Origin of the sequence: Mycobacterium sp. SMC-2 (genome assembly GCF_025263485.1) — a bacterium.
In the GTDB taxonomy this organism is placed as follows: Bacteria; Actinomycetota; Actinomycetes; order Mycobacteriales; family Mycobacteriaceae; genus Mycobacterium.
The window spans coordinates 3,781,451-3,802,657 of sequence record NZ_CP079863.1 but is presented as its reverse complement, the minus strand read 5'-3'; the positions used below and the strand labels follow the sequence as shown (position 1 = coordinate 3,802,657).

The 21,207-nt window shown below is 65.9% G+C and carries 20 protein-coding genes; 11 read left to right on the top strand and 9 right to left on the bottom strand.

Annotated elements, in window-relative coordinates:
- Positions 1-83: 83 nt before the first annotated feature.
- Complete coding sequence (locus KXD96_RS17790) at positions 84-1,055, top strand: aldo/keto reductase (RefSeq protein ID WP_260738272.1); 972 nt, start codon at positions 84-86, stop codon at positions 1,053-1,055.
- Positions 1,055-2,038: an NAD-dependent epimerase/dehydratase family protein gene (locus tag KXD96_RS17785; protein ID WP_260738268.1), complete on the top strand. Its 984-nt coding sequence runs from the start codon at positions 1,055-1,057 to the stop codon at positions 2,036-2,038. Before KXD96_RS17790 ends, KXD96_RS17785 begins: the two co-directional genes overlap by 1 nt.
- Before the next feature lie 107 nt (positions 2,039-2,145).
- Here KXD96_RS17785 and KXD96_RS17780 read toward each other — a convergent pair whose 3' ends face one another.
- From KXD96_RS17780 to KXD96_RS17770, 3 genes are all read right to left on the bottom strand, one after another.
- The gene (locus KXD96_RS17780) at positions 2,146-3,246 is read right to left on the bottom strand and encodes an NAD(P)-dependent oxidoreductase (protein WP_260738267.1); all 1,101 of its coding nucleotides are present in this window, start codon (positions 3,244-3,246) and stop codon (positions 2,146-2,148) included.
- 7 nt (positions 3,247-3,253) lie between these two features.
- Positions 3,254-3,784 carry a nuclear transport factor 2 family protein gene (locus tag KXD96_RS17775; RefSeq protein ID WP_260738264.1) on the bottom strand — a complete coding sequence of 177 codons (531 nt, stop codon included), beginning with the start codon at positions 3,782-3,784 and terminating at the stop codon, positions 3,254-3,256.
- Between the two features lie 62 nt (positions 3,785-3,846).
- Positions 3,847-4,656 carry an acyl-CoA thioesterase II gene (locus KXD96_RS17770; protein ID WP_260738262.1) on the bottom strand — a complete coding sequence of 270 codons (810 nt, stop codon included), beginning with the start codon at positions 4,654-4,656 and terminating at the stop codon, positions 3,847-3,849.
- Positions 4,657-4,739: 83 nt separating this feature from the next.
- Between KXD96_RS17770 and KXD96_RS17765 the strand changes: the two genes are divergently transcribed.
- The 4 genes from KXD96_RS17765 (at position 4,740) to KXD96_RS17750 (ending at position 8,158) form a co-directional block, all read left to right on the top strand.
- Positions 4,740-5,117, top strand: a complete 378-nt coding sequence (locus KXD96_RS17765) for a DUF1801 domain-containing protein (protein WP_260738255.1) — start codon at positions 4,740-4,742, stop codon at positions 5,115-5,117.
- A gap of 80 nt (positions 5,118-5,197) precedes the next feature.
- Entirely contained in the window at positions 5,198-6,427 is a 1,230-nt protein-coding gene (locus KXD96_RS17760; protein WP_260738252.1) for an acyl-CoA dehydrogenase family protein, read from the top strand.
- A gap of 12 nt (positions 6,428-6,439) precedes the next feature.
- Complete coding sequence (locus tag KXD96_RS17755; protein ID WP_260738251.1) at positions 6,440-7,306, top strand: hypothetical protein; 867 nt, start codon at positions 6,440-6,442, stop codon at positions 7,304-7,306.
- Positions 7,307-7,375: 69 nt separating this feature from the next.
- Positions 7,376-8,158: an SDR family oxidoreductase gene (locus KXD96_RS17750; protein WP_260738249.1), complete on the top strand. Its 783-nt coding sequence runs from the start codon at positions 7,376-7,378 to the stop codon at positions 8,156-8,158.
- On the opposite strand, the gene KXD96_RS17745 is transcribed toward KXD96_RS17750, so the two are convergent.
- The 4 genes from KXD96_RS17745 to KXD96_RS17730 form a co-directional block, all read right to left on the bottom strand.
- The gene (locus KXD96_RS17745) at positions 8,151-11,063 is read right to left on the bottom strand and encodes an RND family transporter (RefSeq protein WP_260738247.1); all 2,913 of its coding nucleotides are present in this window, start codon (positions 11,061-11,063) and stop codon (positions 8,151-8,153) included. The genes KXD96_RS17750 and KXD96_RS17745 overlap by 8 nt on opposite strands.
- Positions 11,060-11,476, bottom strand: coding sequence for an MmpS family transport accessory protein (locus tag KXD96_RS17740; protein WP_313901659.1), 417 nt, complete (start codon positions 11,474-11,476; stop codon positions 11,060-11,062). The genes KXD96_RS17745 and KXD96_RS17740 overlap by 4 nt, the downstream gene beginning before the upstream one ends.
- A gap of 304 nt (positions 11,477-11,780) precedes the next feature.
- Positions 11,781-12,389 (bottom strand): TetR/AcrR family transcriptional regulator, encoded by a 609-nt coding sequence (locus KXD96_RS17735; protein WP_260738242.1) that lies wholly within the window; start codon positions 12,387-12,389, stop codon positions 11,781-11,783.
- Positions 12,390-12,599: 210 nt separating this feature from the next.
- A complete protein-coding gene (locus KXD96_RS17730; RefSeq protein ID WP_260738240.1) occupies positions 12,600-13,529 on the bottom strand; it encodes an alpha/beta hydrolase in 930 nt (309 codons plus the stop codon).
- 138 nt (positions 13,530-13,667) lie between these two features.
- Between KXD96_RS17730 and KXD96_RS17725 the strand changes: the two genes are divergently transcribed.
- Positions 13,668-15,035 carry an aldehyde dehydrogenase family protein gene (locus tag KXD96_RS17725; RefSeq protein ID WP_396876893.1) on the top strand — a complete coding sequence of 456 codons (1,368 nt, stop codon included), beginning with the start codon at positions 13,668-13,670 and terminating at the stop codon, positions 15,033-15,035.
- A gap of 1,057 nt (positions 15,036-16,092) precedes the next feature.
- On the opposite strand, the gene KXD96_RS17720 is transcribed toward KXD96_RS17725, so the two are convergent.
- Positions 16,093-16,254: a hypothetical protein gene (locus tag KXD96_RS17720; protein ID WP_260738237.1), complete on the bottom strand. Its 162-nt coding sequence runs from the start codon at positions 16,252-16,254 to the stop codon at positions 16,093-16,095.
- 164 nt (positions 16,255-16,418) lie between these two features.
- Between KXD96_RS17720 and istA the strand changes: the two genes are divergently transcribed.
- From istA to KXD96_RS17700, 4 genes are all read left to right on the top strand, one after another.
- A complete protein-coding gene (gene istA / locus KXD96_RS17715; protein ID WP_260736489.1) occupies positions 16,419-17,660 on the top strand; it encodes an IS21 family transposase in 1,242 nt (413 codons plus the stop codon).
- The gene (gene istB / locus KXD96_RS17710) at positions 17,660-18,463 is read left to right on the top strand and encodes an IS21-like element helper ATPase IstB (RefSeq protein ID WP_260736539.1); all 804 of its coding nucleotides are present in this window, start codon (positions 17,660-17,662) and stop codon (positions 18,461-18,463) included. The genes istA and istB overlap by 1 nt, the downstream gene beginning before the upstream one ends.
- Before the next feature lie 402 nt (positions 18,464-18,865).
- The gene (locus KXD96_RS17705; RefSeq protein WP_260738235.1) at positions 18,866-19,255 is read left to right on the top strand and encodes a ParD-like family protein; all 390 of its coding nucleotides are present in this window, start codon (positions 18,866-18,868) and stop codon (positions 19,253-19,255) included.
- 22 nt (positions 19,256-19,277) lie between these two features.
- Entirely contained in the window at positions 19,278-19,853 is a 576-nt protein-coding gene (locus KXD96_RS17700; RefSeq protein WP_260738229.1) for a zeta toxin family protein, read from the top strand.
- 36 nt (positions 19,854-19,889) lie between these two features.
- On the opposite strand, the gene KXD96_RS17695 is transcribed toward KXD96_RS17700, so the two are convergent.
- Complete coding sequence (locus KXD96_RS17695; protein WP_260738227.1) at positions 19,890-20,975, bottom strand: acetylserotonin O-methyltransferase; 1,086 nt, start codon at positions 20,973-20,975, stop codon at positions 19,890-19,892.
- Positions 20,976-21,207: the final 232 nt, after the last annotated feature.

Sequence of the window (21,207 nt, the reverse complement as noted above, 5' to 3'; positions counted from 1 at the left end):
CGGATCGCGCCAAGATCGATGCGGTGCACTCGCGCAACGGTACCCGCCAGATGGCGGGAAGTCGCCGAGCGCACAATGACGCCATGAAACAAGCTCGCCTCGCCGACCTGGAGGTCGGCCGCCTGGGCCTGGGTGCGATGGGCATGTCGGTGGCCTACGCCGGCGCCGGCAGCGACGACGCCGAGTCGATCCGCACGGTTCATCGCGCCATCGACCTGGGTGTCACGCTCATCGACACCGCCGAGGTGTATGGCCCATACGTCAACGAAGAACTGGTCGCCCGCGCCCTGCAGGGCCGGCGCGATCAGGTGGTGTTGGCCACCAAGTTCGGCCTGATCTCCCACACGGGCCGCAACGGTCTCGATAGCAGCCCCGCCAATATCCGTATCGCCGTGGACGGTTCGCTGCAAAGGCTCGGAACGGATCGCATCGATCTCTACTACCAGCACCGCCTCGACCGCGAGACCCCGATCGAAGACACGGTCGGGGCATTGGCGGAACTGGTCGCCGCCGGGAAGATCCGGCACATCGGCCTTTCGGAGGTCGGCGTGAACACCATCCGGCGGGCACACGCGGCGCATCCCATCACCGCCGTGCAATCGGAGTATTCGCTGTGGACGCGCGACCAGGAAGACGAGATATTGCCGCTGCTGCGCGAACTGGGGATCGGGTTCGTGGCCTACTCGCCGTTGGGCCGCGGCTTCCTCACCGGCGCCATCCGCTCCACCGAGGGATTGCCCGACGGCGACTACCGCAAGACCAACCCGCGGTTCTTCGACGAGAACTTCGAGCACAACCTGAAGAGCGCGGATGAACTGCGGAACATCAGCGCCGAGGTCGGTGCCACCCCCGCTCAGGTCGCCCTGGCCTGGCTGTTGGCGAAAGGCCCCGACGTCGTGCCGATTCCGGGAACGAAGCGTGTGACGAGACTCGAGGAGAACGTCGGTGCCGACGCCGTCGAGCTGACACCCGACCAACTGTCCCGGCTCGACCGACTCACCCCGCCCATGGGCGGCCACCATGCCGACGCGCAGATGAAGTGGATCGACCGCTGATGGGTGCCAGAAAGAAGCTGGTGATCGGAGCGAGCGGCTTCCTGGGATCGCATGTCACCCGGCAGCTCGCGGCCGCGGGCGCCGACGTGCGAGTCATGTTGCGGCGCACCAGCTCTACCAAGGGGATCGACGACCTCGATGTCGAGCGTTGTTACGGGGATGTCTTCGACGACCAGGCCCTGCGCGCGGCGATGACCGGGTGCGACGTCGTGTACTACTGCGTCGTTGACGCCCGGATGTGGTTGCGGGACCCGGCGCCGTTGTTTCGCACCAACGTCGAAGGGCTGCGGCACGTTCTCGATGCGGCCCTTGACGCCGACCTCGAGAGGTTCGTCTACACCAGCACCACAGGCACTTTGGCGATCAGCGACACCAAGCCGGTCACCGAGGACGATCCGCACAACTGGGACCAGGGTGGCCCCTACATTCAGGCGCGGGTGGCCGGCGAAGACCTGCTGCTGTCGTACGCGCGGGACAAGGGATTGCCGGCGGTGGCGATGTGCATATCCACCACGTACGGCCCGGGCGACTGGGCGCCGACCCCGCACGGCTCCTTGCTTGCGCTCGTCGCCACCGGAAGGTTCCCGTTCTATTTCGGCTACTCGTCCGAAGTGGTGGGCATCGAAGATGCCGCCAGGGCAATGCTTCTCGCGGCGGAGCGGGGGCGTAACGGTGAGCGTTACATCGTCTCCGACCGCTACATGAGCGTCCGGGAGCTGCACGAGATCGCCGCGACGGCCGTCGGCCGGAGGCCGCCGCGCATCGGCATCCCGATGTCCGTGCTGCGCGCCGGTGCGCGGGTCAACGACGCGGCGGCGGGCCTGCTGGGCCGCGACCTGCCGTTCGCCTACGTGGGAATGCGCATGGCCGAACTGATGTCCCCGCTCGACCACGGCAAGGCGGAACGCGAACTCGGTTGGACGCCCGAACCCGTCGAGGACTCGATCCGCAGGGCCGCCGTCTTCTTCGCGTCCCGGAGCTGAATCCGATGGTGGCGACCCGCCACGCCCGGCTACGCCGCCCGTGCGATCGCCACTAGTCCGATGGTGGCGACCCGCCACGCCCGGCTACGCCGCCCTTGCGATCGCCACTAGTCGACTCCGGCCAGCGCCGCGGTGCCGTATTTCTTTTCGATCAGGGTCCACGGGTCGGCGTATGGGCCGCGCCCCTCGAGGTGGCGCTGCACCATCAGGACGGTGCGCAGGACCGGCCGCAATATCGGGCTCAGCAGCCGCACCACCGTCCGCGTGCGGCCCTGCGACTCGGCGATCCAGGACAGGGTCTGGGACCAGTCGTGCTCCTGGAAGTCGAGCAGCGCCTGCGCTTCGGTGGTGTCGTACCAGCCGGTGAAACTCCAGCCGCGGTCGTCGCCGGGATCGCCGGGCAGGCTCGCGGACGGGCCGAGGCCGCCCAGACCGAAGGCCTCCATCAGTCCGTCCTCGAGGTCGCGCTGGGTGAGCACATACGATTCGTTGCCGCCGATGAGCACCACCTTGCCCGCGATGGTCGATTCCCGGTCGACGCCGTTGGCGAACGCGAGCGCAACGTCGCGCGCATCCACCGCGTGCATGCGGTTGTCGCCCGGCATCGACCGCATCAGGAGCAGCGAGTCGCTGTTGACGGTCGTGTGCGTATCCGGCGAGATGACCCCGCCCAGCCGAAAGAGCGCGTACGGCAGGCCGCTGGAGCGGATCGCCGCCTCGGCAAGCACCTTGTCCTGGCCGTATTGATCGATGGGGTCCACCGGGGTGTCCGGGGTGATCCGCTCCGGGTGACGGTAGGGGTTGCGCGAGCCGTATACCGCCGCGCTGGAGGCCATCAGGAACAACGGCGGGCGGGGGAGCGCGGCGCAGGCCGCCAAGAGGTTCTCGGTACCACCCACGTTCACCTTGCGGGCCAAACCGGGCTTGCGATACGACAGCGGGGACACGATGGCGGCCAGATGAACTACCGCTTCCGGCCGATGGGTCGCGACGAGCTCGCGCACCGCCTCGGCATCCAGCAGATCGGTGTAGGCCGGAATCAGCGTCCCGGGGTGCCGGTCGGCGGCCAGCTCGCGTTCGACGGCGACGGTGTTGTCGTTGCGCAGATCCATCGCGATGACGGTGCGTCCCCGCTCGAGCAGGATCTGCGTGCAACGCTTACCGACTTGTCCGAACGCGCCGGTGACCAGAACGGTGGAGGCAGTCATCGGGGCGTCACTGTCCGATCACCCTGTTGGCGACCCTGCCGATCGCCCGGCGGATTCGGTCGGAGACGTAAACAGAAAACACGGGCGTGACGATATCCTCTCGTAGCCGAGTTAGCTTGGAGCTCTTGATGAACCACTGACCGGAGACGTTCTCGTAGGTCTCGTGGTAATGCCCGTAGCCCACCAACGTCACCCCCGGTCCGAACCGGACGACGTCTTGCAGCGCCCACACCCCGCGCGCAGTGGTCGCCGACGTGAGCCTGATCTCGGGGGCGTGCACCTGGTGGGCGGTGGCCTGTGACGGCCGCCCGAGCGCCTTGCGCGTGAACGCCACGAACTCCGTTGCGCCCTCGATTACCTTGCCGCCGGCTTCGGCCGTGTCACTGACGAAGTCATCGGTGAAGACGGTGCGCCACGCGTCCCAGTCCTTGGTGTCCAGGTACCGGCAATAGCGGGCCTTGAGCTGCTTGATGGATTCGATCGCCAGCAGCGTGGCGGCGTCCGCCTCGGCGACCATGCCCTCCGCGCGCTCTGTCATTGCGGCTCGATTCTGTCCCTAGGCGTCCCGGCGTGACGTTTCACTGGCGAAGTGTAAACCGGTCAGCCTTTGAAGTAGACGACCTGATGGGTGGTTGCCAGCAGCACGCCGTCCCGCGTCCATACCTGCGCGCTCTGGTCGAAGTAGCCGCGCGTGAAGCGGTTGGCGTGGGCGGTGCACAGGGCGAAGTCGTTCCCCAAGCCGTCGAGTTCGTGCCGGTCGGCGTGGAAGTACGTCGTCAACGAGATTGTGCCGGACGGGACGACGCCGCCGCGGCGCAGGAACACCCGCGGATAGAAGACGTCCGACAGCGCGGCCAGCGCCGGGTAGTCGACAGGGCGTTGGGCCCGGTCGCGCACCCACAAGGTGGTCGTGGAAGAGGGGCTGGGTTGCCCGTCCGCGGCGGGAATGGGTCCTTCGACGAATCGCATGTCATAGAGGCGCGTCCAGACGACGATGCCATCCGGACCGCTGGCAGTGACCTGCTCGGGCGGGGGCGCGTCGGGCGGGTGGCTTTCCGTGTCGCCCCATCCGTCGCGGCGGATAGCGAACAGCGCGGTCGCGGTGGTCTTGAGGTCTCCGCCCTGGCTGAGTTCGACGACCCAGTGCTGGTTGGTGCGGTTGGTGCGCGCGGCCCGCAGTGAGATGTCGAAGTCCCCGTCGGCGATAGGGGCCGCGTAGTTCACCGTCAGCGCCAGCGGCTCGCCGATGCGATCGGGATGCGATTCGATGGCGCGCAGCATGACGGCGGCGGTGATGCCCCCGAAGGGACCCACCATGTTGGCCCACTCTGGGTGGGTCCGGCCGCGCCTGGTGTCGGCGTCGACGGTCTCCAATCGGAGGGCGTCGTCGAAGGGATGTGCATCGGTCATGCTGAGTACTGCAGACTACTTGCCACCAACCCCAGTGTCAGACACGGGGCGGTCGATCGACAACATCAGAAAGGCGAGCCAGGATGGCCAACTCCCAGGACAAATCTCCCGCTGAGCTGATCGACGCCAGGATCAATGAGTTGGGGGATTGGCGCGGCGAGATGCTCGCCCGCATCAGGGAACTCATCAAGGACGCCGACCCCGACGTGGTCGAGGACTGGAAGTGGCGAGGCGTCCCGGTCTGGTATCACGACGGGATGATCTGCACCGGTGAGACGTACAAGAACGTGGTGAAGATGACCTTCGCCAAGGGCGCCTCGCTGGCGGATCCCTCGGGCTTGTTCAACTCCAGCCTCGACGGCAACACCCGACGCGCGATCGATTTCCACGAGGGCGACGAGGTCGACGCGAAGGCGTTGAAGGCGCTGATCCGCGCCGCCGTGGAGTTGAACCGGTCGTGAGGCGCCTTCCTGTACAGCCGCGGTAGCGGTGCTGTACAGTCGCCCAGCACAAGGTCGACGGTCGAGTGAGAGGCCATCCGGTGACGTCCGAGTCGGTCGAGGAATTCCGGAGCCGGGCCAAGGCGTGGCTGGCTGAAAACCTGCCGCGGCTGGATTCCGGGGACGCGATGGTCCTGCAGCGCGACGAACTTTCCTCCTGGCAGCGCGCCCGCGAATTGCAGAAGAAGTTGTACGACGGCGGATTCGCCGGCATCTGCTTCCCGCGCGAGTACGGCGGGCTCGGTTTGGGCTACGAATACAAGAAGGCGTTCGACGCCGAGGCCCTGGCGTACGAGATTCCGCTCATGCTCAACGTCCCGTCTTTCGCCATCTGCTGCGCGACGATCCTCGACATGGGCAGCGAGGAGCAAAAGCGCACCCACATCGCGGCCGCGCTGCGCGGCGACGAAGTGCTGGTGCAGCTGCTGTCGGAACCCAGCGGGGGATCGGATCTTGCGGGTGTCCTCACCCGCGCCGACCGCCGCGACGGGCGATGGGTCATCAACGGCGCCAAGACGTGGAGCACGTGGGCGTTCGCCGCCGACTTCGGCCTGTGCCTGGCCCGGACCGACTGGAACGTGCCGAAACACGAAGGGCTGACGATGTTCCTCGTGCCGCTTCGGCATCCCGGCGTCACGATCAACCGCATCAAGCAGGTCAACGGCTCCGTCGAATTCTGCGAGGAGTTCTTCGACGACGTCGACGTCGGCGACGACGCTGTGGTGGGCGAGCCGGGCAAGGGATGGGACGTCGCGTCCCGCCAGCTCTACCACGAGCGCCGCACGATGGGCGACGGGTCCGAGTACACCAGCGGTCCGGGAATCGCTGAGGCCCAGGATGTTTCGGTCGACCTGCTGTCCCTGGTGGAGAAGACGAACCAGGGTGGCAGCGAACGAATCCGCGAGATGGTGGGCCGGGCCCTGGTTCACCGGGCCGTGCACGGACAACTCAGCGAGCATGTGTTCCACGCCGTGGTGAGCGGGTCGCTGCCACCCGCCGCGGGATCGATCATCCGCTTGTACATGGCCGAGGTGCACGACGTCGAAATCGACACCGCGCTGGCAGTCGCCGGGCCGGCGGCGGTTGTCGGCGACGAGGCGGGGCTGCTCGACATCGGCACCCGCTATCTCGGGCGTCAGATCGCCAGCATCGGTGGCGGAACCACCGAGATGGCGCGCAACGTGATCGGCGAGCGGGTGTTGAACTTCCCGCGCGAGTACGCCGCCGACCGCGGCGTGCCGTTCAACCAGGTGCGGCACGGAAAATCATGAAGGAGGCCGGAATTGAGCGAGCAGCTTCGTGACATCCGGGAGTTGGCGGGGGACTCCGAGGCCTACCGCGACGAACTCTACCGACGCTGGACCGGCCTGCTCAGCTACCGCTACATCGGGCGTAAGCACTCTTCGATGGATCTCGGGGAGGTCGACGATACCGTCACCATCCGCCGCGACATGCGCAACGAGGCCGGGGGAATCATGGTGGCGCCGTTGGCCATTTCCTCCCCGGAGGGGTGCCAGACCGACATGGTCGCGGTGCCCAACCCCGTCATCGCGTCTGTGCAGATCATCGACCCGGGCTACGACGTCAAACGAGTCGAGATCGTCGATTCCGGGATCGTGCACCAGGGCCGCACCATGGGTTACGGGCGATGCAAGATCGTCGACGCCGACAACCCGGACCGGGTGATCGCCTTCAACGAGGGGCAGGGAGCGATCATCGGCATCCCACCCGAAGGCCTGGGGCGGATGGACGTTTCGGGCACGGAACTGGTGATCGAGGATTCGCCGGATCTGCCGCCGCTCTGGCAGGCCTTCGGCGCCAGCAGGCGCGGCGACGGCCACTGGGTGCTGCCCGAGCTCAGTACCGAACTGGCTTCCCCGGACGCCGCCCTGCACATCGGGCCGCAACACGTCGTCCTCGAGACCGCGGCGATCGATCTCGCCGCCGACGTTGCGGGCACGCGAAGCCTGCAGGTGGTCAGCTGGCATGTCATGTTCATGTCCCGCGGGAAGGTGGGTCCCTTCCGCGTCGAGGGCACCGCGCATCCGGGTGGGCCGGGACGCGTCGGCGTGCGCATGCTGCTGCATGACGAGGGGAACGCGGACAAGGCCGTCACCTCCGCCGCGGCAGTCTTCGACGTCGTGGGCTGACCTCAACCCTGGCCGCACATCTACCCGCGTCTGTATGGTGCTAAAGACTCAGACGACAGGAGAAACGCGGTGGCAGAACGGTTGGCCGGGAAGGTCGCGCTCATCAGCGGGGGTGCGCGGGGAATGGGCGCCTCGCACGTGCGGACGCTGGTGGCCGAGGGGGCCAAGGTGGTGTTCGGTGACATCCTCGACGACGAGGGCAAGGCCGTCGCGGCGGAGGTCGGTGACGGCGCTCGATACCTGCACCTCGACGTCACGAAGCCCGAGGACTGGGATGCGGCGGTGGCCACCGCCCTCAAAGAGTTCGGCGGCATCGACGTGCTCGTCAACAACGCGGGCATCATCAACATCGGCACGTTCGAGGACTACGCGCTCTCGGAGTGGCAGCGGATCCTCGACATCAACCTGACGGGCGTGTTCCTGGGCATCCGGGCCGTGGTCAAACCTATGAAGGAAGCCGGACGGGGGTCGATCATCAACATCTCGTCCATCGAGGGCATCGCCGGCACCATCGCCTGCCACGGCTACACCGCCACCAAGTTCGCCGTCCGGGGCCTGACCAAATCGGCTGCGCTGGAACTGGGGCCGAGCGGAATCCGGGTGAACTCGATCCATCCCGGGCTCATCAAGACGCCGATGACCGAGTGGGTTCCCGAGGACATCTTCCAGACCGCGCTGGGGCGGATCGCCCAGCCCAAGGAGGTCTCCAACCTCGTCGTCTACCTGGCCAGCGACGAGTCCAGCTATTCGACCGGTTCGGAGTTCGTCGTCGACGGCGGCACCACCGCGGGCCTGGGGCACAAGGATTTCTCCGCGGTCGACACCGCGGGGCAGCCCGAGTGGGTTACCTAGCGGGAGCTAGCGATTCGGTCTCCCGGCCCGCTTTTTCGCTTGGCTTGGGCCACGGGGACGGGACCGGGCGCTGCCGGACGCGTTGGGGCCACCAGAACCACTTGCCCAGCAGCGCGGCGATCGATGGCGTCATCAGCGACCGGACAATCAGGGTGTCGAACAGCAGACCCAGCCCGATGGTGGTGCCCACCTGGCCGATGACCGTCAGCTCGCTCACCGCCATCGTCATCATGGTGAAGGCGAACACCATGCCCGCCGAGGTGACCACCGAGCCGGTACCGCCCATCGAGCGGATGATTCCGGTGTTCAGGCCCGCGTAAATCTCCTCCTTGAACCGCGCCACCAACAGCAGGTTGTAGTCCGCGCCCACCGCAAGCAGGATGATGACCGACATCGCGAGCACCATCCAGTGCAGCTCGATGCCGATGAGGTGCTGCCAGATCAGCACCGACAGACCGAACGACGCGCCCAGCGACAGCAAGACCGTGCCCACGATCACGGCCGACGCCACCACGCCCCGGGTGATCAGCAGCATGATGATGAAAATCAAACACAGCGAAGAGATCCCGGCGATCAACAAGTCATAGGTGTTGCCGTCACCGAGGTCTTTGTAGATCGATGCGGTGCCCGCCAGATAGATCTTCGAGCCCTCCAGCGGCGTGCCCTTGAGCGCTTCGTAGGCGGCCTTCTTGATGGCGCCGATGTGCGAAATGCCTTCCTGGGACATCGGATCGCCGTCATGGCTGATGATGAAGCGCACGGCGTGGCCGTCGGGCGAGATGAAGTTCTTCATGCCCTTCTTGAACTCGGCATTGTTGAAGGTCTCCGGGGGCAGGTAGAACGAGTCGTCGTTCTTCGACGCGTCGAACGCCTTACCCATCGCGTTGGAGTTCTTCTGCGCCTCGTTCTGCTGATCCTGCAGACCCTTCTGGGTCGAATACATGGTCAGCATCGTCGTCTTCATGGCCTTCATGTTTTCGATCATGGAAGGCATCAGCGCCACCATCTGGGGCATCAGGGTGTCGAGATGGTCCATGATCGGCAGCAGGCTCTCGATGTCATCGGTCATGATGTCGATACCGTCGAGGCCGTCGAAGACCGAGCGGAGCGACCAGCACACCGGGATGTCGTAGCAGTGCCGTTCCCAGTAGAGGTAGCTGCGGATCGGCCGGAAGAAGTCCTCGAAATCGGCCATGTGCTGGCGCAATTCGTTGATGTCGATGGTCATGTCGTGCATCTTTTTGACCATCTGATGCATGTCGTTGGCCATCTGCACGGTGATGCTCTGCATCTTTTCCATGCTGTCGATGGTCGTCTGCATCATGTCGGCCTGGTGCAGCATGTCGGCCAGCTGGTCTTCTTGGTACTTCTGATTCATCTGCTGGGTGACGCCCTGCATGCTGATCTGGAAGGGGATCGAGGTGTGCTCGATCGGCGTGCCCTCCGGCCGGGTGATGGCTTGCACGCGGCCGATTCCCGGCACCCGGAAGACCGTCTTGGCGATCTTGTCGATGACCAGGAAGTCCGCGGAATTGCGCAGATCGTGGTCGCTTTCGATCATCAGCACTTCGGGATTCATCCGCGCCTGCGAGAAGTGTCGATCGGCAGCGGCGTAACCCTCGTTGGCGGGCAGGTCCGTGGGCAGGTAGTTGCGGTCGTTGTAGTTGGTGCGGTACCCAGGCAGGGTCAGCAACCCGATGAGTGCAATGCCGATCGTGACGACCAGGATCGGGCCGGGCCACCGGACCACGAGAGCGCCGACCTTGCGCCACCCGCGAATGCGTTGGGTGCGCCTGGGCTCGAGTGTCCTACGGAAACGCGTCACCACCGAAATGACCGCGGGGCCAAGCGTCAACGCGGCCGCCACGACGACCACCATGCCGATGGCCAGCGGGATACCCAAGGTCTGGAAATAGGGCAGATTCGTGAAGTGCAGGCAGAAGGTCGCGCCGGCGATGGTCAGACCCGAGCCGAGCACCACATGCGCGGTGCCCCTGTACATGGTGTAGTACGCGTCTTCGCGCGACTCGCCGACGGCGCGGGCTTCCTGGTATCGGCCGATCAAGAAGATCGCGTAGTCGGTGGCGGCGGCGATCGCCAACGTGACCAACAGGTTCGTGGCGAACGTCGAGAGTCCAATGATCTTGTAGTAGCCCAGGAAAGCGACCATTCCGCGCGCGGCTGAGAGCTCGAAGACCACCATCAGCAACGTGAGTATCACGGTGACGACCGATCGATAGACCAACAGCAGCATCCCGATGATCACCGTGAACGTGGCTGCGGTGATGAGCTGCAGGCTGCGGTCGCCGGCCTCGTGCTGATCCGCCGACAGCGCGGCGGGCCCGGTGACGTAAGCCCTCACCCCATTCGGTGGCGGCATACTCTTGACGATCTTTTGGACGGACTCGACCGATTCGTTGGCCAAGGCTTCGCCCTGGTTGCCCGCCAGATACACCTGGACATAGGCGGCCTTGCCGTCATTGCTCTGCGCGCCCGCCCCGGTCAGTGGATCGCTCCACATGTCCTGAACGTGCTCGACGTGTTTGGTGTCGGCGTCCAGCTTCTTGACGATCTCGTCGTAGTAGGCGTGGGCGTCCGCGCCCAGGGGATTTTGCCCCTCCAGCACGATCATCACCGAGCTGTTCGATTTGTATTCGTTGAAGATCGCGCCCATGCGCTTGGTCGCGACCACCGACTGCGCGTCTTCGGGGGCCATCGACACCGAGCGCATCTTGCCGACCTCGTCCAGCTGGGGGACGACGACATTGAGCACGGCGATGATCGCGATCCAGCCCAGGATGATGGGCACGGCGAAGGTCCGGATGATCCGCGGAATCTTGTCCCGCACCGGTTCGTCGGCGATGGGGATGGTGTCGGTGCGGGCGTCATCGAAATGTGCGCTCATGCGGATTTCACCATGCAATAGGTCAGGGCGTGCACGCCGTGGGTCAGGTTCTCGGCCTTGACTTCGTCGTCGATCGTGATGCGACAGCCGAGGGAGTCACCGTTGCTTTGTGCCGAGAGGTTCGGGAAGACCGAGGGGGCGGTCGTGCTGAGCACCAGCGTCCATGGCAGCGGCGCGCCGTCGACCCGCCTCGGGTCGGCGGAAAGGTCCAGGTAGTTCACGTTGGCGGTGCTGGCCGAGCCGAAGACCTCGTACTTGACGACCTTGGGCTTGAACGGCTTGGAATCGTCCAGCCGCGGGCTGGTCATGACGCCGGTGTCGTGGGCGCCGAAGAAGGACTTGACCCTGGCCACGGCGAAGCCGCCAACTACCAGGACCGCGACGATCAGGAGCGGCAACCACGCGTTGCGCACAACCTTCACCTAGGTGATTCCCTTCCCCATCAGGCGGCCGTCTTCTGGTCAGCGTCAGTGTGACCTGTGCACCAGCTCGTGGGCAGGCAAGCGCCACGACTTACGTTGCACCGCAATGGTTTTGCCGATCACTATGATGCGTGTGCGCTCGATCGCCCCGGGGAGCGACTGCCCAAGCGCGCCGGCGGTCGCCCCCAGCACCCACACCTACTTTCGTGAAGTGTTGTCGGATGCTGCCTGCTGAGCATAGTACATAATGTGCATACCTTGCACGCCATGCAACAATTACCCGCGGTGTTTCAGGTCACTTCGTGAAGATGCTGTTGACCAGCGCGGCAGCGCGCTCAACATAAGGCATCGGCGTGTCGTCGGCGGCCCCGGCTTCACCGCTCGACCAGCGCTCGATGCCCGAACGCACGGCCGTCAAGGCCAGCGCGGCGACCAACGTGACTATCTCGTCGTCGGGGCGCATGCCTTGGCGGCGCGCAACGACATCGGTCAGGTGACTTTGAAACCGTTCCAGGTCGGCGAGGAAAGCCGCCAGCACCGCCGGGGAGGTCTTGGCGAGTTCGAGCATGCCGGCGGCTTGTTCGCGTTTCGGGGGCACATCACGAAGATGGTGCGCCGCCAGCGTGATCAGCTCTTCCAGCACCACCGAGTAGGGGGCGGGCCCGGCCGCGACGAAATCCGCTACCAACTCCGGGGGGATGTCCGACGGGCCATACGCGATCGCGGACTCCTTGTTCGGGAAGTAATTGAAGAAGGTGCGCGTCGACACCCCGGCATCGGCACAGATTTCCTCGATGGTCACCTTGTCGAATCCGCGTGCCAGCGCCAGGCGCACGGCAGCGTCGCGGATGTCTGCGCTTGTCTGACGTCGACGACGCTCGCGCAGACCCACCGGGTTGGACATGCACCCATAGTTGCACGTTCTGCACACTTTGCAGTCGAAGGGCGCCGACTTGGGGCCTGACGTCCCTTCGCCGGGTGGGCGACGATGGCTCGGCGGAGGGCTCGCTGAGCCGGGTCGGCCGCGCCGTGGCCGCCCCGCGGCAGTCCCCGGAAACGGTTGGCCCGCGGGCGATTACGGCGCTCAGCGCAGGGGAGTGGCCGCCGTCCGGGGCTAAGCGTGGGGCGCGACGAGGGCGTCCCGAAGGTGTTCGCACTGGCTGGTGAAAAATTTCACCGACAGCGGAGCCTTGTCGACGATCTGGTCGAAGGCGTGGAAGGCGCCGGGGGCGATTTCCTGATGCACGGGAACGCCCGCGTCGCGCAGGCCGCGCGCATACTGCAGGCATTCCTCATAGAAGAGGTCCAACGTCCCGACCCCAATCCACGCCGGCGGCAGGCCGGATAAATCGGCCCGCCGCGCGGGGGCGGCTTCGTGGGGATCGGCGCCGTTGAGGTACCAGCGCCACGCCAACTGGTTGTCGGTTCCGGTCCACATGATGCGCCTCTGGCCGCCGTGGTCGGCGCCGGTGCGATCGTCCAGCATCGGGTACACCAGCATCTGAAAAGCCAGTTTGACGTTCTTTCGGTCGTGAGCCCGTTGCGCCAGCGCCGCCGCGAAGTGCCCACCGGCGCTGGCGCCGCCGACGGCGATTCGATCCGGGTCGATCCAAGGTTGACGTGCGAGCCACAGCAGCGCGGCATAACAGTCTTCGACCGGGATCGGATACGGATGCTCGGGAGCCAGTCGGTGTTCCACCGCTGCGATCGCGACACCCGTGCGGTGGGAGAGCTTGCGCAGATACTTGTCGTCCTGGGCGGCGTGCCCCATGACCGTGCCGCCGCCGTGGACCCACAGCAGGGCCGGCGCCCGGTCGGGAAGTGTGTCCGGACGATGCAGGCGAACGGTGACGTGCTCGTTGACCGCGGCTTCCGGCACGTCACGCAACCGCCCCGTGCTACTGAAGAGGTTCATGATCGCCCGCTGGACCTTGAGCCCTCGATGCAAGGCATACCCGCGGGGCAGGAACCGGGCAACCTTGCGCAGACCCGGATCCACCGCCTGTCGCGAGGTAAAGGCGTTGTCGGGGAACCTGTTTGCCATCGAACCCCGCTATCCCTTGCGCCGGCGGACACGCCGACCATACAGGATCGGAACTATGTCGCGAGGCATCTTCGGCCCGTTCACCAGGGACGTTTCGGGGTTGCTGATTGGCGGACTGGCGAGAGGGTATCCGCTGTCGTGGCCTCGACCCTTACCAAAATCATCAGCGTCCTGGATCCGCGCACCGGCGACACCGTCACGCAGGTGCCCATCACCGAACCGGCGGACTGCGACGAAGCGGTCAGGCGGGCCGCTGCTGCCGCCGGCACCTGGGCGCGCACCCCGCCGCCCGAAAGGGCCGCCGCGATAGCGGCCGCAGCGGCCGACGTCCGAGCCGCGGCCGACGAACTCGCGGAACTGAACGAGCGGGAAACCGGCAAGCTGCGCGACGACGCTCGCGGCGGCGTGGACGCCGGGATCGACACGCTCTTGCAATACGCCCAACTCGGGCCGCTACACCGCGGCCACGCCCTGCAGGGCGGATGGTCCGCAACCGATCTGATGGTTCCGCAACCGCGCGGCGTGGTCGCGGTGATCACACCGTGGAACGATCCCGCCGCGGTTGCGGCCGGACTGCTCGGTGCGGCCCTCGTGACGGGAAACAGCGTGGTACACAAGCCAAGTGAGCGCTGCCCGCAGACCGGCCGACGGTTCGCCGAACTGCTGGCCGCCCGGCTGCCCGAGGGTGTGCTCGAGATCGTGGACGGTGACGGCACCGTGGGGGAACAATTGGCGGCCGCGGAACAGGTCGACGTCGTCGCGCACGTCGGCAGCAGCACGACGGGCCGGGAGATCGCGCGGGCATGCGCCGAACGCGGCGCCAAGGCACTGCTGGGCCATGGCGGAAACAACGCATTGATCGTCGACGCCGACGTCGACCCGGCCTGGGCGGCCGGCCAGGCCGCGCTGGGTGCCTTCGCCGATGCCGGGCAGATCTGCGTCTCGGTGGAGCGGGTCTACGTCGTGCAATCGATCGCCGACGCGTTCCTCAATGCACTGATCGACGAGGCGATCTCGTGGCGCGACCGCATCGGACCGCTGGTCGACGCGCGTCACCGGGAACACGTGCACGCGCATGTCGCAGATGCCACCCGCGCCGGGGCCCACGTTCTGGTCGGCGGCGAGCCGCAACCCGGGCCTGGCACGTTCTACCCACCTACGGTGTTGACAGACTGCACGCCCGACATGCTCATCATGCGCGAGGAAACGTTCGGGCCCACCGCGCCGGTGCGGGTGGTGCCGGACTTCGCTGCCGCGTTAACCGAAGCCGCCGATGACCGCTACGGCCTGGCCGCCAGTGTGTTGACCGGCAACATGGCGCATGCCCAGGAGGCCTGGCGCAGCCTGCCGGTCGGCACCGTGAAGATCAACAACGTCTTCGGTGGTGCGCCCGGCGGAGCCTCCGAGCCCCGGCGGGCCAGCGGCACCGGCTTCGGGTTCGGGCCCGAGCTTCTCGACGAGATGACCGCCACCAAGGTGGTGCACTGGTCGGCGCCGGGTGACTGACGGGGCTAACGCGGGAGAGCACCGATCGAAACGTCACAGTGACGAAATACGTTGGGGTAGCGGCTAATTGGTGGAGCGGGACTTTTCACCGCTTCGGCCGGATCGGGCCTCGCAGGCTTGCCATTCCATTGCCACGGGGGATTGCGGTCGCCACGCAAGCGGCGGAACCATCTACCGAATCGAGCGGCCCGTCGGTCCCGCGTCGCCATGGAACCGCTGAAACCAACTTCACGGAAACAGAGATCATTACTAATACCTCGGCGCGGTTGCGCGAAAAGCAACCCGGCTCGATGCGCAGAGGCGTGGGCGGGGACCCCAAATTGTCACGGTGACGAAACAACCGCTCTCGAACCGCATTGGCAACCGGTGGGGTCGGGCTTGGAACCCAAGGACTCCAGGCTTCATCGGCGCGAACAGCTAACCATCGGATCCCGATGGATCCATGCGGGCGTTGCTGCGTCGCCTACGTTCGCTTCGAGGCTGGCTAGGTGAGGATCGCGATGGCCGGATGACTGCGCGACGCTGCCACTCATCAGCCGACGAGGTCGACCGGCTGCTATCCCAGTGTGCCGATAAGCGACATTATGTCAAGTAGGACGGGCCTCCGGTTGCTCACCCGACAAGCCCGAAAAGCCAAGCCCGAAAAGCCAAGGTCGCAACGGCGACTAGTCCGGAACGGCTTCCGGAGCATCGATCGAGTCGTTTCGAGATGCGATGGTCACGTCGCTGTCGATCGCTGACGAGGAAAGCAGACTCGGAGCTTTGGAAAGCTCCGCCCCAGCTACCAGAAACTCCTTGCACCACGTGTCGCCCACACGGCTAGACCAACCAGGAAGGACCGTCGACACGTGGTCGCGCGACGTGTCCATTGCGACCTGAAGCAAGGGGCCGAGGACTTCGCCGAATGCCGCAGCGTAGTGCGATTCGCGATCTGCACATCGGCCACGGCGCCATCGTAAACCCGTGACTGGCGGACGCTGGGCCGGCCACACGGACCTCGAATGCCCGGTCGCGTCGCAACGCCGTTGAATAACCTTGTTGCGCGCCGTATCCGCTACTAGCCCATTGAGAAGATGGCGGCCGCGGAGACGCCGATCACCGCCACGAGGGCTAACAAAATCACCGTGATCGCCGCGCGCACGATCTCTTCTTCCGTGGGTCGCCAGCGCAGCTTGAATTCGGCGAGAACGGTGTCCCCTGGCCAGGCAATAGCGTTCACTCTCGCTACCGCCGAAGTAACATCGTCGTGCGCGTGGGCCGGGTCTTTCTCGATTGGTTCGTGCGTGTCCGCGGCACGTGAATTGTGACCCCGGCGCGGCAACTGAAAATTGACCCCCTGGTCCGGTGGCCTGGCTCTAGTCGAGCCAGGAGGACCAGAAGGGAATGTTGTCTGTGGAAGATTGGGCTGAGATCCGCCGCTTGCGCCGGGCCGAGGGCCTGCCGATCAAGGTGATCGCGCGGGCGTTGAAGATCTCGAAGAACACCGTGAAGTCGGCGCTGGCTGATGATGAACCGCCGAAGTACGAACGGCCGCCACGCGGTTCGATCGTCGACGAAGTCGAACCACGCATCCGTGAACTGCTTCAGGTCTATCCGACGATGCCGGCCACGGTGATCGCCGAGCGGATCGGCTGGCAGCGTTCCATCCGGGTGCTCTCGTCGCGGGTGGCCGAGCTGCGGCCGGTCTATCTGCCGCCGGACCCGGCCTCACGCACGGCCTACGTGGCCGGGGAGATCGCCCAGTGTGATCTGTGGTTTCCCGACGTCGAGATTCCGGTCGGGTTCGGTCAAACCCGCACCGCGACCCGGCTGCCGGTGTTGACCATGATCAGCGCCTACTCCCGCTGGCTGCTGGCCATGCTGCTCCCGTCGCGGCGGGCCGAGGATCTGTTCGCCGGCTGGTGGGAACTGATCAGCCGGCTCGGCGCGGTGCCGCGAGCACTGGTTTGGGACGGTGAAGGCGCGATCGGACGCTGGCGGGGTGGGCGGGTCGAACTGACCAAGGAATGCCAGGCATTCCGCGGGGTGCTGGCCACCAAGGTCATCGTCTGCCGGCCCGCCGACCCGGAAGCCAAAGGGCTTATCGAACGCTCCCATGACTATCTGGAGCGCTCCTTTCTGCCGGGCCGGGCGTTCGCCTCACCGGCGGATTTCAACACCCAGATGACTGACTGGCTGACCGTGGCCAACACCCGCACCCGTCGCGCCCTGGGCTGCGCCCCGACGGATCGGATTACCGCGGATCGGGCCGCGATGCTCGCGCTGCCGCCTGTGGCGCCGACGGTCGGCTGGTGCTCGTCGCTGCGGCTGCCCCGGGATCACTACATCCGTCTGGACAGCAACGACTACTCGGTGCACCCGAGCGCGGTCGGTCGCCGGGTCCTGGTCCGGGCGGACTTGGATCGGGTGCAAGCGTTCTGCGACGGGCAGACCGTCGCCGAGCACGACCGGATCTGGTCCACCCATCAGACGATCTCCGATCCGGTGCACGTGGAGGTGGGGAAGGTGTTGCGGCGCAGACGCATCCAGATCCCACCACCCCCGCTCGCCTCTGAGGTGCCGGTGCGAGACCTGTCGTCCTACGACACCGCGTTCGGGGTGGATCTTGACGGCGGGGCCGCCTGATGGCCACCACCAAAACCACCACTGCCGGGCGGGACGTGACCACCGAGTTGGCGTATCTGACCCGTGCACTCAAGGCACCCACCCTGCGGGACTCGATTGCCCGGTTGGCCGAACGGGCCCGGGCCCAGAACTGGACCCACGAGGAATATTTGGCGGCGTGCCTGCAACGTGAAGTCTCTGCTCGCGAATCCCACGGCGGCGAGGGACGTATCCGAGCGGCACGCTTCCCGGCACGAAAGTCTCTGGAGGAGTTCGACTTCGACCATGCTCGCGGACTCAAACGCGACACCATCGCGCATCTGGGCACGCTGGACTTCGTCACCGCCCGCGACAACGTCGTGTTCCTCGGCCCACCGGGCACCGGCAAGACCCACCTGGCCATTGGGCTGGCGATACGGGCCTGTCAGGCCGGCCACCGCGTCCTGTTCGCCACCGCCGCCGAATGGGTCGCCCGACTCGCCGAAGCGCATCACGCCGGACGCATCCACGCCGAACTGACCCGCCTCGGGCGCTACCCGCTCATCGTGATCGATGAAGTCGGCTACATCCCGTTTGAACCCGAGGCGGCCAACCTGTTCTTCCAACTGGTCTCGGCCCGCTACGAGCGCGCCAGCCTGATCGTCACCTCCAACAAAGCCTTCGGCCGCTGGGGCGAGGTGTTCGGCGACGACGTCGTGGCCGCCGCCATGATCGACCGCCTCGTCCACCACGCCGAAGTCATCACCCTCAAAGGAGACAGCTACCGACTCAAAGACCGCGACCTCGGCCGCACACCTACCGCAGCGGCCACCACTGAGGAATAATCACCAACCACCCCGGCAGGGGGTCAATTTTCACCTGCCGCCAGGGGGTCAATTTTCAGCCGCCGCCGACAGTGCGTGGCGATTGCGGTCGTCATATCGGCCCCCAGGCATACGGATGGCGATCGGTGCTACTTGAGTCGAAGGCTTCGGATCTCTCTCGTAAATCGAATGATACGAGTGCGAAAATCACGATTGCGGTAACGATCCTTAACGGTCACAGCACAGAGTTGTGTCCGCGCTGACCATGCTCGGCTGATGGCGCCCTACCTCCCCGGGGGGTTACGCCTATGTTGGTCATCTCAGCCCGGCCGCGCTCGGTAGAGTGCTCGCCACGCCGCCACTGACTTGCAGTGGTAGCATTCTGCTACACGCCGTAGCATACTGCTACAGGAGGTTGTGGATATGACTAACGTCGCCGATCGCGTCACCAGGGTCGCCGCCGACCTGATGGACAGCGCCGCCGCCGAAGGGGCTCGCCAGAGCCGCTCGGCCAAGCAGCAACTCGACCACTGGGCCCGGGTGGGCCGCGCGGTGTCGAGCCATCAGACGGCCTCCCGCCACCGTGTCGAGGCCGCGCTGGCCGGCCGTCTGGATACCAACGACCTGTCCGAGGACGAGGGCCTCGTGTTCAACGCGGAGATCTCGGCCGCCATCGAGGAGTCCTTGGCCACCACCAATTACGGTGACACCCTCGCAGCGCAGGGCATCACGACGGTGGCGCTCAACGACGACGGCGAGATCATCGAGTACAGGCCCGACGGCACAACCGCGGTGGTCGACGCCGACCGATGACTCATGACTTCGCGCGCCGCCGATGAAGCGACTGGACCTCGTCGTCGGCCCGAACGGCGCCGGCAAGTCGACGTTCATCGCGTTGACGTTGGCGCCGTTGTTGCCGCGCAGCGTGTGCGTCAACGCCGACGAGATCGCAAAGCAGCGGTGGCCCGATGACCCACTTGCGCACGCCTACGATGCGGCGCGGGTCGCCGCAGACACCCGCGCCAAGTTGATCGAGGCGGGCGTGTCGTTCATCGCCGAGACCGTGTTCTCCCATCCGTCGAAGCTGGACCTGATCCGCTCCGCTCACGATGCGGGCTACACCATCGCCTTGCACGTGGTACTGATCCCTGAGGACCTCGCCGTCGAACGCGTGAAGCGGCGCGTCCGCCACGGCGGTCACGACGTGCCCGAGGGCAAGATCCGCGAGCGGCACCGGCGATTATGGCAATTCGTGGCCGACGCGGTCCAAATCGCGGACACCGCAACCGTCTACGACAATTCGCGGCGCGCGGGACCCCGAATCGTCGCGCAATTCACGGCGGGCACGGTCATCGGGGCACCGACGTTGCCGGCTTGGGCGTCCGAACAGCTCCGCCGTTGGCCAGCCTAGGTGCTGTTGCCCCAGCCACCGCCGAAATAGCCTCGGCTACAACGCAGTCCCCTCGATGATGCTGAGCGGCGACACCGTCTCGACGACGCGGTTCAACCGGAAACCGGCTTGGTCGAACAGCCGGCCATACTCCCCCGCGGTGCGCTCCCGCGCGCCGGCGACCACCAGCATCTCGAGGTCCACCCACTTGCCGTGGAAGTCGCGATCGTGGTCGGGAATGACGAACTCGCAGAGCAACAGTCGCGCGCCGGCGCGGGCCGCGGCGTGAACGTTCTTCAGGATGCGGACCGCGTCTTCCTCCGGCCAGTCATGGATAACGTTCTTGAGTATGTACGCGTCACCGCCCTCGGGCGCGGATTCGAAGAACGAGCCCTCTTCGATCCGCACCCGGTCGTCGACGCCATACTTGCGCAACAACTCCGGGGCGCCCGCCACCACCTCCGGGACATCGAACAGCACGCCGCGCGAATTCGGAGCGGTCTCCAGGATCGCCGCCAGCAGCCGACCGTGTCCCCCACCGACATCGACGATCGTGCCGAACGCGCTGAAATCATAGGCCGCGGTCAACGGCACGGTCGCTAACTCGGACACATTGGTCATGGCGGAGTTGAAAATCCCACCCAGCTCCGCTTCGTCGGCCAGGTATTCGAAGGCCGGTTTGCCGCGAAGCTCTGGGACCACCGGACGCCCCGTCCGAATCGCGTCGGTGAGGTGGCTCCAGTGCTCGCGATGCTGAGGCGACCCGGCCCACCGCGCCATCCCGGCCATTGAGACGGGCGCGTCGGTGCGCAGTGTTTCCCCGAGCGCGGTGAGTGCGTAACGCCCGTCGCTGCCCCGGCGGAAGATTCCGATGCCGATCAACGCGCGCATGAGTCGCCTCAAAGCGTCGGCGTCAGCGCCGACCCGCTCTGCCAGCTGCTCGTCGGACAGAGGACCATCGGCGAGGGCGTCGGCCACGCCAAGATCCGCTGCGGTCGCGATGGCCTGAGCGACCCACGCGTTGAGAATTAATTCCATCATCGCCGCCGCAGGCGGAGCGGTGCGTAGGTGCAGCCGCGACAGGTGGTGGCGAACCCGTTCAACGGCTCGCGCGACCCTTGCGGGCGGGACCTTAGGCGTCACGTGACTCCCCTTCTCTGAGTTCTCTCGGGCGCTCGCACCGACCACATCAGCGCGCCTCAACGAACTGGCTCATCTGAGAGCCCGCTGCTGCACGACCGATCCATCTGTCCGGATAGGAACTATGCCTGCAAACCGCCGATATTTCAATATTGGTTGAAATAAATCCCCGGTCCATTTAGAGTTTCGACAGGGGGGCGGACGAACGGAGTCGCCATGTCACGTCTAGCCACGA